This window comes from Pseudaminobacter salicylatoxidans, from assembly GCF_003148475.1.
Lineage (GTDB): Bacteria > Pseudomonadota > Alphaproteobacteria > Rhizobiales > Rhizobiaceae > Pseudaminobacter > Pseudaminobacter salicylatoxidans.
On sequence record NZ_QGGG01000002.1, the window covers coordinates 97,202 to 110,591 of the forward strand.

Genomic DNA, 13,390 nt, shown 5'->3' on the forward strand with positions numbered 1-13,390 from the left:
GTCAGCCTTCCGCCTTGTAGTCGCCAGACTTGCCGCCGGTCTTTTCGACCAGCCGCACGCCGGAGATCGTCATGCCGCGATCCACCGCCTTGGCCATGTCGTAGATGGTGAGGCAGGCGACGGAGGCCGCCGTCAGCGCCTCCATTTCCACACCGGTCTTGCCTGTGACACGGGCAAGCGCAGTGACGCGCAGACCGGGCAGCGACTCATCGGGTTCGATGTCGACGGTAACCTTGGTCAGCAACAGCGGATGACAGAGCGGGATCAGTTCATGCGTGCGCTTGGCGGCCATGATCCCGGCAATGCGGGCGGTGCCGAGCACGTCGCCTTTCCTGGCATTGCCTTCACGGATCAGGTTCAGCGTCTCCGGCTGCATGATGACAGCGCCTTCCGCGATCGCGGTACGCTGCGTTTCAGCCTTTTCGCCGACATCGACCATGTTCGCCTGGCCTTCGGCGCCGAGATGGGTGAGGGCGGGTTGGGTCGTCATTCTAGCTATCTGCGTCCTGTGCAACCGGCATGCCGGTAAGCAGCGTCCTGGTCGCTGCCGTCACATCACTCTGTCGCATCAGGCTTTCGCCGACAAGGAACGCGCCGATGCCGCTGTCCTGCAGCCGAAGGCAATCTTCATGCGTGAAGATGCCGCTTTCGCCCACCAGCAGCCTGTCGTCCGGCACCAGCGCGGCCAGACGCTCCGACGTTTCGAGACTGACCTCAAACGTGCGCAGGTTGCGATTGTTGACGCCGATGAGCGGGGAGGCGAGTTTCAGCGCCCGTTCCGTCTCGGCCTCGTCATGCACTTCGACCAGCACATCCATGCCAAGTTCGAAGGCGGTGTCTTCCAAAGCTTTCGCCTCATCATCGTCCAGACTCGCCATGATGACGAGAATGGCGTCAGCACCCCACGAGCGGGCCTCATAAACCTGATAGGGCTCGAACATGAAGTCCTTGCGCAGCGCCGGCAGGTGGCAGGAAGCGCGGGCGGCGGTGAGAAATTCCGGCGCGCCCTGAAATGACGGCGTATCGGTCAGCACCGAAAGGCAGGCCGCGCCTCCAAGTTCATAAGCGCGAGCCAGAGCGGGTGGATCGAAATCCGGGCGGATGAGCCCCTTTGACGGGCTGGCTTTCTTGATCTCGGCGATCAGACCGAATTCGCCGGCGGCCCGCTTGCTCTTCAAAGCAGAAAGGAAGCCGCGTGGGGCTTCGGCTTCGCGGATGCGCGCCTTGAGCTCGGGAAGCGGCAGACGAGCCTTGGCGGCCGCGATTTCCTCGCGCTTGTAGGCTTCGATCCTGGCTAGAATATCGACCATGACTTATCCGTTGGAAACCTTGACCAGCGCCTCCAGCACACCGAGCGCACGGCCATTGTCGATGGCGCTGGCGGCTGCGGCAACGCCATCGGCAAGGGTTGCGGCCTTGTCCGCCACCACCAGCCCGGCGCCGGCATTCATCAACACCGTATCGCGATAGGCGCCCGGCGTGCCTGAAAGCACCGCCCGCAGGGCGTTGGCGTTGTAGGCCGCATCGCCGCCGCGCAGCTCTTCCTTGGAATAGCGCTTCAGGCCAAGTTCCTCGGGCGTCAGCACGAAGGTGCGGATCCGGCCATTCGCAAGTTCCGCCACATGCGTTTCACCGGTGGCGGTGATCTCGTCATAGCCGTCGCCATGAACCACCCAGATGTGATCGGCGCCAAGCGTTTTCAGCGTCTCGGCGACGGGCTCTACCCATTCCGGCGCGAAGACACCGACCATCTGGCGCGTCACTCCGGCGGGGTTGGAAAGGGGGCCAAGCAGGTTGAAGATGGTACGTGTACCAAGTTCCGAACGCGTGGGACCGACATGGCGCATGGCCGGGTGATGCGCTGGCGCGAACATGAAGCCCACGCCTGCCTCGCGCACGCAATCGCCGATCTCCTCCGGAGTCAGGTCGATCTTGACGCCAAGCGCCATCAGCACGTCAGCCGCACCCGTCTGCGAGGAAAGACCACGATTGCCATGCTTGGCTACCGGCACGCCAGCGCCCGCAATGACGAACGCGGATGCGGTGGAAATGTTGACGCTGTGCGAACCGTCGCCGCCGGTGCCGACGATGTCGACCGCACCGGCCGGTGCATTCACGCGCAGCATCTTGTCGCGCATGGTTGCGACGGCGCCGGAGATTTCCTCCACCGTTTCGCCGCGCACGCGCAACGCCATGAGAAAGCCGCCGATCTGGCCCGGCGTGGCATCGCCGGACATGATGATGTCGAAGGCTTCCCTGGCTTCTTCAAAGGTCAGCGGCGTACCCGCTGCCACCTTCGCGAGATGAGGCTTCAGGGTGCTGCTCATGATCAGAACGCCTGTGCCTGGTTGATGGCGTTCTGGTTGACCTGCACCGGATACTCCGTCTGCAGGCGCGCCACCAATTCATCGAGCAGATCCTCGCCTATGCCGGCCGCGAACTGCCTGCGCACGTCTTCCGGCACCGAATTGGCGTCCGCACCCGCCGGCTCGAACACTTCGGCGACCTTAAACAGGATTTCCGCGTCACCCGTGGGCGAGGGAAAGACGCCGACGCCGTTCTCGCTCACGCTGAACGTCGCGGCAACGCCGGCACGACCGAAATCGCCGTCGTCAGCCTCGCGCTTGAGGCCGCGTTTGGTCTGTTTTTCCAGCGACAGTTCGGTTGCTATCGTTTCGAGCGTCGTGCCGTCCTTCAGCCGCTTGCTCAGCTCCTCGCCCTTGGCGGCCAGGCGCTTTTCGGCTTCGGCCTTGGTCCAGTCCGCAACGACCTTCTCACGCACTTCATCCAGCGTGCGGTCGCGGGCGGGGGTGATGTCCTCGACTTCATAGAAGACATAGCCGCTGGAACCGACAGTAACAGGCGGATTGTCCACCCCGACATCGGCCTGGAAAGCGGCCTGCAGAAGCTGGCGCGACTGCGGCAGCGTTTCGACAGTGCTGCCGTCCGGGCGCTGCGCGGCGTTGTCGATCGCATCGATCGTCACCAGCTTCAGGTGGGTCTTGGCGGCGGCGTCGGCCATCGAATCGCCGTTGACGCGGGCATCCTCGAAGGCGTCGTGCACATCCATCAACCTGCGGACAGCGTCGGCCAGCGCGAGCTGCTTGCGGATTTCACCCGAAACCTGATCCAGAGGCTTGACCGCTTCCGGCTTGATTTCGGTGACGCGCAGCAGCACCGGGCCGAACTGGCCCTGCACCACCGGGCTCACTTCGTTGACGGCCAGCGAGAAGGCGGCATCGGCTATTGCCTTGTCGGGAATCTTGTCCTTCGATAGCGTGCCAAGGAGAATGTCGCTGTCGCTCTTGCCCTCGGCCGCCGCGATCTTGTCGAAGGTCGCGCCGCCCCTGATGGAATCGAGCGCGGCATTGGCGGTGTCGGCGGACTTGAACACGATCTGCTGGATCGTACGCTCTTCCGGCGTGGTGTAGCGTGCCTTTTCCTTCTCGTATTCCTCACGCACCTGTTCGTCAGAAACGGAGGAATCCTCGATAATGTCTTCCGGCTCGAGCTTCACATAGGAGAGCTTGCGATATTCCGGCGCGGCATATTCCTTCTTGTGCTCTTCGAACCAGGCCGAGAGCACGTCGTTGGACGGCGCGGAGATCGGCTCGACAAGCGACTTGGGCAGCACCAGATAATCCACGGTGCGGTCTTCGCCGCGATAAAGTGCAAAAGCACGCAGGAAGGTGTCCGGCGTCTTCAGCCCGTCGGACAGAGCCTCCACGATCTGCTGTCGGATGGCGACCTGCGAGCGGCTGGCGAAATAGTCGTCGGGACGCATATTGAGCTGGCGCAGCACATAGTCGAACTGCTGCCGGTTGAAGCGGCCATCCGGTCCCTGGAAGGCCGGATCCTCGGCGGTCAGCGCGGCGAGCCTGTCCTTGGAAAGTCCAAGGCCCATCTTGCGTGCCTGCTCGTCCAGCAGCGCGCCGGCCACAAGCTGCGCAAGCACCTGGTTTTCCAGGCCGAAAGCCTTCATCTGCTCGCGCGTCAACCGCTGGCCGAACTGCTGCGACATCAGGTTCGCCTGACGGTCATAGGCAAGCCGGTAATCGTTGATGGTGACATCCGTGCCGCCCACGGTCAGCACATTGTTGCCGCCGCCATTGCCGTCCACCAAATTGCCGGAGATTCCCCAGACGGCAAAGCTCACAACCAGCATCAGAAGCAGAAGCTTCGCAACCCAGGTTCCAGAGGCTTTTCGCAAGCTATCGAGCATGATTTCTTCCGGTCTTCACGTTTTTCTGCCGCGTTTTCGCGACTGTTACAGGGCAATAGCGTCCTTCCGCCCCAGTGTCGATTGCTTTGTGCCCTGTTTTTGGTAGGGAGTGTGCCGGTAATCGACCGCACGAACAGGATGGGAGCATAATGACACCAGGAATTCGCCCACTCGTTGCCGGCAACTGGAAGATGAATGGCACCAGCGCCTCTCTGGGCGAACTGCGCGGCATAGCCGAAGGCTTCGCGCAAGGGCTCGGCGAAGTTGCGGACGGACTTGTCTGTGTTCCGGCCACGCTCCTTGCGCGGGCAGCCGAGGTCACGACCGGAACGCCGTTGAATGTTGGCGGCGAGGATTGCCACCCCAAGGAAAGCGGCGCGCATACTGGCGATATTTCGGCCGAGATGCTGAAGGATGCCGGTGCAACCCATGTCATTGTCGGTCATTCAGAGCGTCGCACCGATCACGGCGAGAGCAATGCCACAGTACATGCCAAGGCCGAGGCCGTCTGGCGTGCGGGGCTGGTCGCCATCATCTGCATTGGGGAGACGCAGGCGCAGCGTGAGAGCGGCTCCACGCTCGATGTGCTTGCGCAGCAGATCGCCGGCTCGGTTCCCGCCGACGCCAATGCCGGCAATGCGGTGATCGCCTATGAGCCTGTCTGGGCGATTGGCACCGGCCTGACGCCCACCGTGGACGATGTGGCGCAGGCCCATGCGTATATTCGCGCTCGCCTCGGCGACAAGCTCGGCGCAGTCGCCGGCAGGATGCGCATTCTTTATGGCGGATCGGTCAAGCCGTCGAATGCGGTCGAGTTGCTGTCGGTCGAGAATGTGGACGGCGCGCTGGTTGGCGGAGCCAGCCTGAAAGCGGCGGACTTCCTGGGCATTGCACGAGCCTATCGTTCGCTCTGATTTTCACCCGTCGGCCAGTTGCAAAGCAGCTTTCATATCCCATATTCGGACACGGACTTGGAAATAACGCGAAAGCGTTGTATTGAGCCGCCTCCAGTTCCCCGGTCGGGCTCACGTCCGCAAATCCACCAGATTCAGGTGAAGCCATGCAAACCGTTATCATCGTCGTTCATCTGATGATCGTTCTGGCGCTCGTCGGCGTCGTCCTGCTGCAGCGTTCGGAAGGTGGCGGTCTCGGCATCGGCGGCGGCTCCGGCTTCATGACCGCGCGCGGCGCGGCCAACGCGCTGACCCGCGCAACAGCCATTCTGGCGGCTGCCTTCTTTGCGACCTCGCTGCTGCTTTCGATCCTCGCGCGCTATGGCGAGCGGCCCATCGACATTCTTGATCGTGTTCCAACCACGCAGGGCGGCACCACCAACGGTGGCAGCTCTTCGGGCGGTGGCATCCTCGATCAACTCGGCGGCCAGAGCACGACGCCGCCGGCAACCGACAATGCGCCGGCCGAGCAGCCTGCGCAGCCGGCAGCGCCGCAGGTTCCAAACCAGTAATCCGTTTGGCTTTCGAGCCTGACGACCCGCCGCGTCCCGACGATGCGGCGGGTTTTTTTGTTGTGGTCGCGAATGGCTGCGCGAGCTGTTGTCGTTTGAACACACTGGCGGCAAATACGATTCGCCCTTGGGATTTCGTGGTATCGACGACCACGGGCATCTTGAGATTTTCAGGATTAATTGCTTATAAATCCAAGTGCGGCAGTAACTGCTTTTGCATCGCGTAATTGTTCGCGCTGTCGCATGCATTTATATTTCAGGATCGCAATCATGCATATTCGCAGCCTCCTCGTTCTGGGCATCTGCGCAGCAATCGGCGTGGCCGTCCCGGCCTATGCCGATACGGCGCCGGCAAAGACCTACCTGTTCCCCTCCAAGGCAAAGGCGGCTGAAACTGCCTCCAAGGAAGAGAAACTTCCGAAGAAAAAGCAGACAGCCAAGCAGAAAGAGACCGAGAAGGCTCGCAAGGCGGCAGCCAGGAACAAATCTTCCGAGGTGACCACCGCTGCTGTTCCCGATGCGTCGACAATCGCAAAGACCGGCAACAATGGTGAACTGCGCAGTGAAGCCAATGGCCGGCCGCAGGGCGGCTTCCTTTCGGTGCTGTTCGGCGGCGATCCGGCTGCGCCCAACATGCTGCCTCAGACCCGTGCGCTCGACGCCGTACTCGAACAGCGCCAGTCCAAGAAGCAGTTCAAACTGAAATCGGATTTCGAACCGCGGGAGGTCGCGTTCTCCGGCTATCCGCGCGGCACGATCGTCATCGATACCAAGGCGCGCTATCTTTATCTGGTCGAAAGCTCCACGACCGCGCGCCGCTACGCCATTGCGGTCGGTCGCGAAGGCCTGGAGTTCAAGGGCTCGGCCAAGATCGGCGACAAGCAGGAGTGGCCCCGCTGGTTCCCCACGAAGGACATGCAGAAGCGCGAACCCGCGAAATACGGTCGTTACAAGGACGGGATGAATGGTGGGCCGGATAACCCGCTCGGCGCACGCGCGATGTATCTCTATCAGGGCAAGAAGGACACCTACATCCGCATCCACGGCACCAACCAGCCCCAAACCGTCGGGACGAACGCCTCCTCCGGCTGCTTCCGCATGGTCAATGACCACGTGATCGACCTGTACAACCGGGTCAAGATGGGGATGGACGTCGTCGTACTGTGACTGATATGGCATGCATGAAAGGGCCGGCCCTGCCGGCCCTTTTCGTTTGGGCGTATGGTGCCCATTTCATCTCGCCGGGGAAAATGCGCGCTGCGCTGATTTTTCACTGGCGGAATCGATCCTCCAGCGTTAAGCGATGACTCCCATGGCGCGATATGTATTCATCACTGGCGGCGTGGTTTCTTCCCTTGGAAAAGGCATAGCCGCAGCAGCACTCGGTGCTCTCCTCCAGGCACGCGGTTACCGCGTGCGTATCCGTAAACTCGATCCCTATCTGAATGTGGATCCCGGCACGATGTCGCCGTATCAGCACGGCGAGGTCTTTGTGACCGACGACGGGGCCGAAACCGACCTCGATCTCGGACATTATGAACGCTTCACCGGCCGCTCTGCCAACCAGAGCGACAACATAACCACTGGCCGTATCTACAAGAACATCATCGAACGCGAGCGGCGCGGCGACTATCTTGGCGCAACCGTTCAGGTCATTCCGCACGTCACCGACGAGATCAAGAACTTCGTCCTGTCGGGCAATGACGATTTCGACTTCGTACTGTGCGAAATCGGCGGCACCGTTGGCGACATCGAGGCAATGCCGTTTCTTGAAGCCATTCGCCAGCTCGGCAATGACCTTCCGCGCAACAATGCGGTCTATGTGCATTTGACGCTGATGCCTTACATTCCGACCGCGGGCGAACTGAAGACCAAGCCGACCCAGCATTCGGTCAAGGAACTGCGCTCCATCGGCATTGCGCCGGATATCCTGCTCGTGCGTGCGGACCGCGCAATCCCCAAGGAAGAACGCCGCAAGCTTTCGCTGTTCTGCAATGTGCGCGAATCCGCGGTCATTCAGGCGCTCGATGTCGGCCACATCTACGATGTGCCGCTGGCCTATCACCACGAGGGCCTCGATTCGGAAGTGCTGGCCGCTTTCGGAATCGACCCGGCGCCCAAGCCGCGCCTCGAGCCCTGGGAAGGGGTTTCGCAGCTCATCCACAATCCGGAAGGCGAGGTCACCATCGCCGTGGTCGGCAAATATACCGGCCTCAAGGATGCCTATAAATCGCTGATCGAAGCGCTGTCGCATGGCGGCCTGGCCAACCGGGTGAAGGTCAAGCTGGAATGGATCGAATCGGAAATCTTCGAGAAGGAAGATCCGGCGCCATGGCTGGAGAAGGTACACGGCATTCTGGTGCCGGGCGGATTCGGCGAGCGCGGTGCGGAAGGCAAGATCCTGGCCGCGAAGTTCGCGCGCGAACGCAAGGTGCCGTATTTCGGAATCTGCTTCGGCATGCAGATGGCTTGCCTTGAGGCGGCCCGCTCGCTTGCCGGCATTGCCGACGCGTCCTCCACCGAATTCGGACCGACCAAGGAACCGGTCGTGGGCCTGATGACCGAATGGCTGAAAGGCAACATGCTGGAAAAGCGTCAGGCTGCTGGCGATCTGGGCGGTACGATGCGCCTCGGCGCTTATGAAGCGCGACTGGCCGAAGGCTCCAAGATTGCGGACATCTATGGCGACACCGATATTTCGGAGCGTCATCGTCATCGCTACGAGGTCAATATCGACTACAAGGATCGGCTGGAAGAATGCGGCCTGGTCTTTGCCGGCATGTCGCCGGACGGCGTTCTGCCGGAAACCGTCGAATATCCCGATCATCCGTGGTTCATCGGCGTGCAATATCATCCCGAGCTGAAGAGCCGCCCGCTCGACCCGCATCCGTTGTTCGCAAGCTTCATCGAAGCTGCCGTGGAGCAGAGCCGACTGGTCTGACCCGCGTGTCAGCCGAAACGGTATTGGAAGACGAGGGGTGGGTGCTTCGGCATCCGCCCCTTTTTCTTTTCCCGTCATCCGGTTTGCTGCCGGATCACGCCTTTTCGAAAAAGAACCGACCGTTCACGCCAAGATGTGAGCACGTCTTGTTCAACGCATCGTTCACAAAAACGCATCTGATAAATCAAACTGCGTTCACATATCTGAGGTGCATCGGAACTGGCCATGTGGCCACCGAAAGTGATCGTTTATCGGAGAGTTGAAATGAAAAAGACCGTTCTTACCCTTGCCGCCGTTCTTCTTGCTTCGGGCACGGCTTTCGCCAGCGAGCGTTTTGGTGATGCCGCACCGGCCGTGAACCATGAAGCTCAGGGCATCATCGCCACGGTTGCTCCTGCTGTCACCGCCCTCTCGGGCGACGCTGCTCCTGCCTCGGTCGTCGTCAATGCGCCCAGCATCAACGACTTCGCCTCGAGCGCTGCCATTGGCGCCACCGGCAACCAGATCGGCGCCAGCCCGCGTATCCTCTATGGCAGCAACTAACAGCCAGATAGCATAACCGTTGCAATATGGGCGGCGGGCTTCGGCCTAGCCGCCCATGCTTTATCAGGAACCGCTTGCGCCTGGCGGTTCGTATCCCGCGATTTTCAGGTCGAGCCGTTCACCCGCTGCATGAACGCCATGGCGCCGTGTGGCGCATGAACCTTTCCGGAGGTGATGAAATAGACGAACACGTCGCGCGGCTTCACCGGCACGTCATATGCCGGGTCCGCACGGTGCAGATCGTCGGGTACGCGACCTTCCGCCCAGGTTCTGGCGCGAGCAGCCCAGTCATCCAGCGCCCTGGGCTCGTAGCAGGTCGCGATGTCGTCAGAACCGGTCTGGAGGCGGGCATAGACGAAATCGCCGGTGACATCGGCGATGGCCGGGTAGGTGGCATGATCGGCATAGACCACCGGGACATTGTATTTGCGCAGCAACGCGGCGAATTCCGGCACGACGAAGGAGGGGTTACGCACTTCCACCGTATGCCGCAGCTTCACGCCATCCTGCTTTTCCGGCAGCAGCTTCAGGAACGCCTCGAAATCGTCCGGGTCGAATTTCTTCGTCGGTGCAAATTGCCAGAGGATCGGTCCGAGCTTTTCCCCCAGCGCGGCAACGCCCGATTCGAGAAAACGCATCATGGATTCGCCGGCCTCGCCCAAAACGCGCCGGTTAGTAATGAAGCGGTTGCCTTTCAGCGAATAGACGAAGCCATCGGGTGCCTCGCTGGCCCATTTGACGAAGGTGGGCTCCTTGAAGCTCGAATAATAGGTGCCGTTCACCTCTATGGTCGGCACCTGACGGCTGGCGTAATTGAGTTGCTTCGCCTTGGGCAGCTTTTCGGGGTAAAAAGAGGTGTTCCAGGGTTCGAAGGTCCAGCCGCCCATGCCTGCGCGGATCGTTCCCGACTTGGTCATTCGCTCCTCCTCCCCAAACAGCTTATGGATTGAAACCGATCGTCACTCGGCCGCGACCTGTTTCCTGCCCGGACGCCGCTCCAGAAGCTCCCTCAAAAAGTGCCCGGTATAACTGCGGGGTTCGGCAATGATCGCTTCCGGCGGTCCCGAGGCCACCACTTCACCGCCGCCGTCGCCGCCCTCGGGGCCGAGATCGAGGATCCAGTCGGCCGTCTTGATGACCTCCAGATTATGCTCGATCACCACAACCGTGTTGCCCTGATCGACCAGTTCATGCAGCACTTCCAGAAGCTTGGCGACGTCATGGAAATGCAGGCCTGTCGTCGGCTCGTCGAGGATATAGAGCGTCTTGCCGGTCGCCTTGCGCGACAATTCCTTGGCGAGCTTGATGCGTTGCGCCTCGCCGCCCGACAATGTCGTGGCCTGCTGGCCGATATGGATATAGCCGAGGCCAACCTTGACCAGCGTTTCCAGCTTGTCACGCACCGCAGGAACGGCCGCAAAGAACTCGACGCCTTCCTCGACCGTCATCTCCAGCACGTCGGCGATCGACTTGCCCTTGAAGGTGACGTCCAGCGTTTCGCGGTTGTAGCGCTTACCGTGACAGACGTCACAGGTGACATAAACATCCGGCAGGAAGTGCATCTCGATCTTGATGACGCCGTCGCCCTGGCAAGCCTCGCAGCGGCCGCCCTTGACGTTGAAGGAGAAGCGGCCTGGCTGGTAGCCGCGCGCCTTGGCTTCCGGCAGGCCGGCGAACCAGTCGCGGATCGGCGTGAAAGCGCCGGTATAGGTTGCGGGGTTCGAGCGCGGCGTGCGTCCGATCGGGCTCTGGTCGATGTCGATGACCTTGTCGAGGAACTCCAGCCCCTCGATGCGGTCATGCTCGGCCGGATGCTCGCGCGAGCCCATGATGCGCCGCGAAGCTGCCTTGAACAGCGTCTCGATCAGGAATGTGGACTTGCCGCCGCCCGACACGCCCGTCACGGCTGTGAAGGTGCCGAGCGGAATCTCTGCCGTCACGTTCTTCAGATTGTTGCCGCGTGCGCCGACCACCTTGATGCGCCGCCCCTTTTTCCCCTGCCGTCGTTCCGGGGGCTGTGGAATCTCCATCTGGCCCGTCAGATATTTACCGGTGACCGAGTTGGGATTGGCCATGATCTCGGCCGGCGTTCCTTCCGCGATGATCCGCCCGCCATGGATGCCGGCAGCAGGACCTATATCCACGACATGGTCAGCGGTGAGGATCGCATCCTCGTCATGCTCGACGACGATGACGGTATTGCCGAGATCGCGCAGATGCTTGAGCGTATCGAGAAGCCGGTCATTGTCGCGCTGATGCAGCCCGATCGACGGCTCATCGAGTACGTAGAGCACGCCGGTCAGTCCCGAACCGATTTGCGAAGCCAGGCGAATGCGCTGGCTCTCGCCGCCTGAAAGCGTGCCCGAGTTACGCGCCAGCGTCAGGTAATCCAATCCGACATCGTTGAGGAAGCGTAGCCGCTCGCGGATTTCCTTGAGGATGCGGCCCGCGATTTCATTCTGCTTCTCGTTGAGCCGCGCCGGCAGTTCCTCGAACCAGCCATTGGCCTTGCGGATGGAAAGCCCGGTTATTTCGCCGATATGCTTGCCGGCTATCTTCACCGCCAGAGCCTCCGGCTTCAGGCGGTAGCCGCGGCAGGCCGGGCAGGGGGTGGCCGACATGAAGCGCTCGATCTCCTCGCGCATCCAGGCGGATTCCGTTTCCTTCCAGCGGCGCTCCAGATTCGGGATCACACCCTCGAAGGTCTTGGTGGTCTTGTAGGAGCGCAGGCCGTCGTCATAGTTGAAGGTGATTTCGCGGTCGCCCGTGCCGCAGAGCACGGCCTTCTGCGCTTCGGCCGAAAGATCCTTGAACTTGTCGCCCAGCTTGAAGTCGTAGACCTTGCCCAAGGCTTCCAGCGTTTGCGAATAGTAGGGCGAGGTCGATTTCGCCCACGGACTTACCGCACCGTCACGCAGCGAGACGCTGTCGTCCGGCACGATCAGGCTGGCATCGATCGCCCGCTGGCTGCCGAGCCCATCACAGGTCGGACAGGCTCCGAACGGGTTGTTGAACGAAAACAGCCGCGGTTCGATCTCCGGAATGGTGAAGCCGGACACCGGGCAGGCGAATTTTTCGGAAAACAGGATGCGCTCATGCGTGTCGTTGGCCGATTTGTTGGCCGCGCCACCTTCCGCCGTCTCTTCCGCCGGCAGTGGCTTGTCCGCGAACTCAGCCACCACCAGGCCATCGGCCAGCTTCAGCGCCGTCTCCATGGAATCAGCAAGACGGGTCGCCAGGTCGGGGCGCACGACGATGCGATCCACCACCACGTCGATGTCGTGCTTGTACTTTTTGTCCAGCGCCGGCACGTCGGCAATCTCGTAGAACGTGCCGTCGACCTTGACGCGCTGAAAACCCTTCTTGAGCAGTTCCGCAAGCTCCTTGCGGTATTCGCCTTTGCGGCCGCGCACCAGCGGCGCAAGAATATAGAGGCGGGTGCCTTCATCGAGCGCCAGCACGCGGTCGACCATCTGGCTCACCGTCTGGCTTTCGATCGGCAGCCCGGTTGCCGGCGAGTAAGGCACGCCGACGCGGGCAAACAGCAGGCGCATATAGTCGTAGATTTCGGTGACGGTGCCGACCGTCGAACGCGGATTGCGTGAGGTGGTCTTCTGCTCGATCGAGATGGCAGGCGACAGGCCGTCGATCTGGTCGACATCCGGCTTCTGCATCATCTCAAGGAACTGGCGCGCGTAAGCCGACAGGCTTTCGACATAGCGACGCTGCCCTTCGGCATAGATCGTGTCGAAAGCGAGCGACGACTTGCCCGAGCCCGACAGGCCCGTCATAACGATGAGCGAGTCCCGTGGCAGGTCGAGATCGACATTCTTCAGATTGTGCTCGCGCGCTCCGCGAATGGAGAGATATTTGTGCTCGGCCATTGCCGGTTCGCCGCCTCAATTCCTGAAATTACCAGCCGGCCGGAAGGTCGGCCAAGCTGCTCATGTAGGTATTTTCATCAATCTGTCGAGAGATCGGCCAATCCCTCCGGCTCACGGGTTTAACCGCCTTTGGACGAGAGGGGCAAGCAAAAAGAACAAAGATCGAACGCACTCCTGACAAGTTTCGTCACGGGCCGGGGCGGGCGGACACCGCCAGACGCGCTTGCAGGCAACTTAGGTGTTGACCCAAGGTAAGGATCGGGGCACACTCAATCAGCCGCCGAAGTGAGCGTCTGCTGATGTTCTTCGCAGCCAACGGGCGGTTTGCGAGGCGC

Annotated in this window: 11 protein-coding genes; 5 read left to right on the forward strand and 6 right to left on the reverse strand. The window is 61.4% G+C overall.

Annotation, left to right across the window (positions count from 1 at the left end):
* Window position 1: 1 nt before the first annotated feature.
* From moaC to C7441_RS03120, 4 genes are read right to left on the reverse strand one after another with little or no spacing between them, the layout of a single operon-like run.
* Window positions 2-490, reverse strand: a complete 489-nt coding sequence (moaC, locus tag C7441_RS03105) for a cyclic pyranopterin monophosphate synthase MoaC (protein WP_109611672.1) — start codon at window positions 488-490, stop codon at window positions 2-4.
* 1 nt (window position 491) lies between these two features.
* Entirely contained in the window at window positions 492-1,310 is an 819-nt protein-coding gene (gene trpC, locus C7441_RS03110) for an indole-3-glycerol phosphate synthase TrpC (RefSeq protein ID WP_109611673.1), read from the reverse strand.
* Between the two features lie 3 nt (window positions 1,311-1,313).
* Complete coding sequence (gene trpD, locus C7441_RS03115; protein WP_109611674.1) at window positions 1,314-2,327, reverse strand: anthranilate phosphoribosyltransferase; 1,014 nt, start codon at window positions 2,325-2,327, stop codon at window positions 1,314-1,316.
* Window positions 2,328-2,329: 2 nt separating this feature from the next.
* Complete coding sequence (locus C7441_RS03120) at window positions 2,330-4,222, reverse strand: SurA N-terminal domain-containing protein (protein WP_109611675.1); 1,893 nt, start codon at window positions 4,220-4,222, stop codon at window positions 2,330-2,332.
* 149 nt (window positions 4,223-4,371) lie between these two features.
* Between C7441_RS03120 and tpiA the strand changes: the two genes are divergently transcribed.
* From tpiA to C7441_RS03145, 5 genes are all read left to right on the forward strand, one after another.
* On the forward strand, window positions 4,372-5,136 hold the full coding sequence (tpiA, locus tag C7441_RS03125; protein ID WP_109611676.1) for a triose-phosphate isomerase: 765 nt from the start codon (window positions 4,372-4,374) through the stop codon (window positions 5,134-5,136).
* A 146-nt stretch (window positions 5,137-5,282) separates the two neighbouring features.
* Complete coding sequence (gene secG / locus C7441_RS03130; RefSeq protein WP_109611677.1) at window positions 5,283-5,687, forward strand: preprotein translocase subunit SecG; 405 nt, start codon at window positions 5,283-5,285, stop codon at window positions 5,685-5,687.
* A 270-nt stretch (window positions 5,688-5,957) separates the two neighbouring features.
* Window positions 5,958-6,854 (forward strand): L,D-transpeptidase, encoded by an 897-nt coding sequence (locus tag C7441_RS03135; protein WP_170124997.1) that lies wholly within the window; start codon window positions 5,958-5,960, stop codon window positions 6,852-6,854.
* Window positions 6,855-6,990: 136 nt separating this feature from the next.
* Window positions 6,991-8,628, forward strand: a complete 1,638-nt coding sequence (locus tag C7441_RS03140; protein ID WP_026060184.1) for a CTP synthase — start codon at window positions 6,991-6,993, stop codon at window positions 8,626-8,628.
* 264 nt (window positions 8,629-8,892) lie between these two features.
* Window positions 8,893-9,171 (forward strand): hypothetical protein, encoded by a 279-nt coding sequence (locus C7441_RS03145; protein WP_019171151.1) that lies wholly within the window; start codon window positions 8,893-8,895, stop codon window positions 9,169-9,171.
* A gap of 104 nt (window positions 9,172-9,275) precedes the next feature.
* On the opposite strand, the gene C7441_RS03150 is transcribed toward C7441_RS03145, so the two are convergent.
* Together C7441_RS03150 and uvrA are read right to left on the reverse strand one after the other, a co-directional pair.
* The gene (locus C7441_RS03150) at window positions 9,276-10,088 is read right to left on the reverse strand and encodes a DUF72 domain-containing protein (RefSeq protein ID WP_109611679.1); all 813 of its coding nucleotides are present in this window, start codon (window positions 10,086-10,088) and stop codon (window positions 9,276-9,278) included.
* A gap of 42 nt (window positions 10,089-10,130) precedes the next feature.
* Window positions 10,131-13,055, reverse strand: coding sequence for an excinuclease ABC subunit UvrA (gene uvrA, locus C7441_RS03155; protein WP_109611680.1), 2,925 nt, complete (start codon window positions 13,053-13,055; stop codon window positions 10,131-10,133).
* Window positions 13,056-13,390 lie beyond the last annotated feature (335 nt).

Bases quoted from the DNA above. Each gene is read 5' to 3' on its own strand.
- uvrA (WP_109611680.1), bottom strand. From the start codon at position 13,055: ATGGCCGAGCACAAATATCTCTCCATTCGCGGAGCGCGCGAGCACAAT.
- trpD (WP_109611674.1), bottom strand. From the start codon at position 2,327: ATGAGCAGCACCCTGAAGCCTCATCTCGCGAAGGTGGCAGCGGGTACG.
- C7441_RS03120 (WP_109611675.1), bottom strand. From the start codon at position 4,222: ATGCTCGATAGCTTGCGAAAAGCCTCTGGAACCTGGGTTGCGAAGCTT.
- tpiA (WP_109611676.1), top strand. From the start codon at position 4,372: ATGACACCAGGAATTCGCCCACTCGTTGCCGGCAACTGGAAGATGAAT.
- moaC (WP_109611672.1), bottom strand. From the start codon at position 490: ATGACGACCCAACCCGCCCTCACCCATCTCGGCGCCGAAGGCCAGGCG.
- C7441_RS03145 (WP_019171151.1), top strand. From the start codon at position 8,893: ATGAAAAAGACCGTTCTTACCCTTGCCGCCGTTCTTCTTGCTTCGGGC.
- C7441_RS03140 (WP_026060184.1), top strand. From the start codon at position 6,991: ATGACTCCCATGGCGCGATATGTATTCATCACTGGCGGCGTGGTTTCT.
- C7441_RS03150 (WP_109611679.1), bottom strand. From the start codon at position 10,088: ATGACCAAGTCGGGAACGATCCGCGCAGGCATGGGCGGCTGGACCTTC.
- C7441_RS03135 (WP_170124997.1), top strand. From the start codon at position 5,958: ATGCATATTCGCAGCCTCCTCGTTCTGGGCATCTGCGCAGCAATCGGC.
- secG (WP_109611677.1), top strand. From the start codon at position 5,283: ATGCAAACCGTTATCATCGTCGTTCATCTGATGATCGTTCTGGCGCTC.
- trpC (WP_109611673.1), bottom strand. From the start codon at position 1,310: ATGGTCGATATTCTAGCCAGGATCGAAGCCTACAAGCGCGAGGAAATC.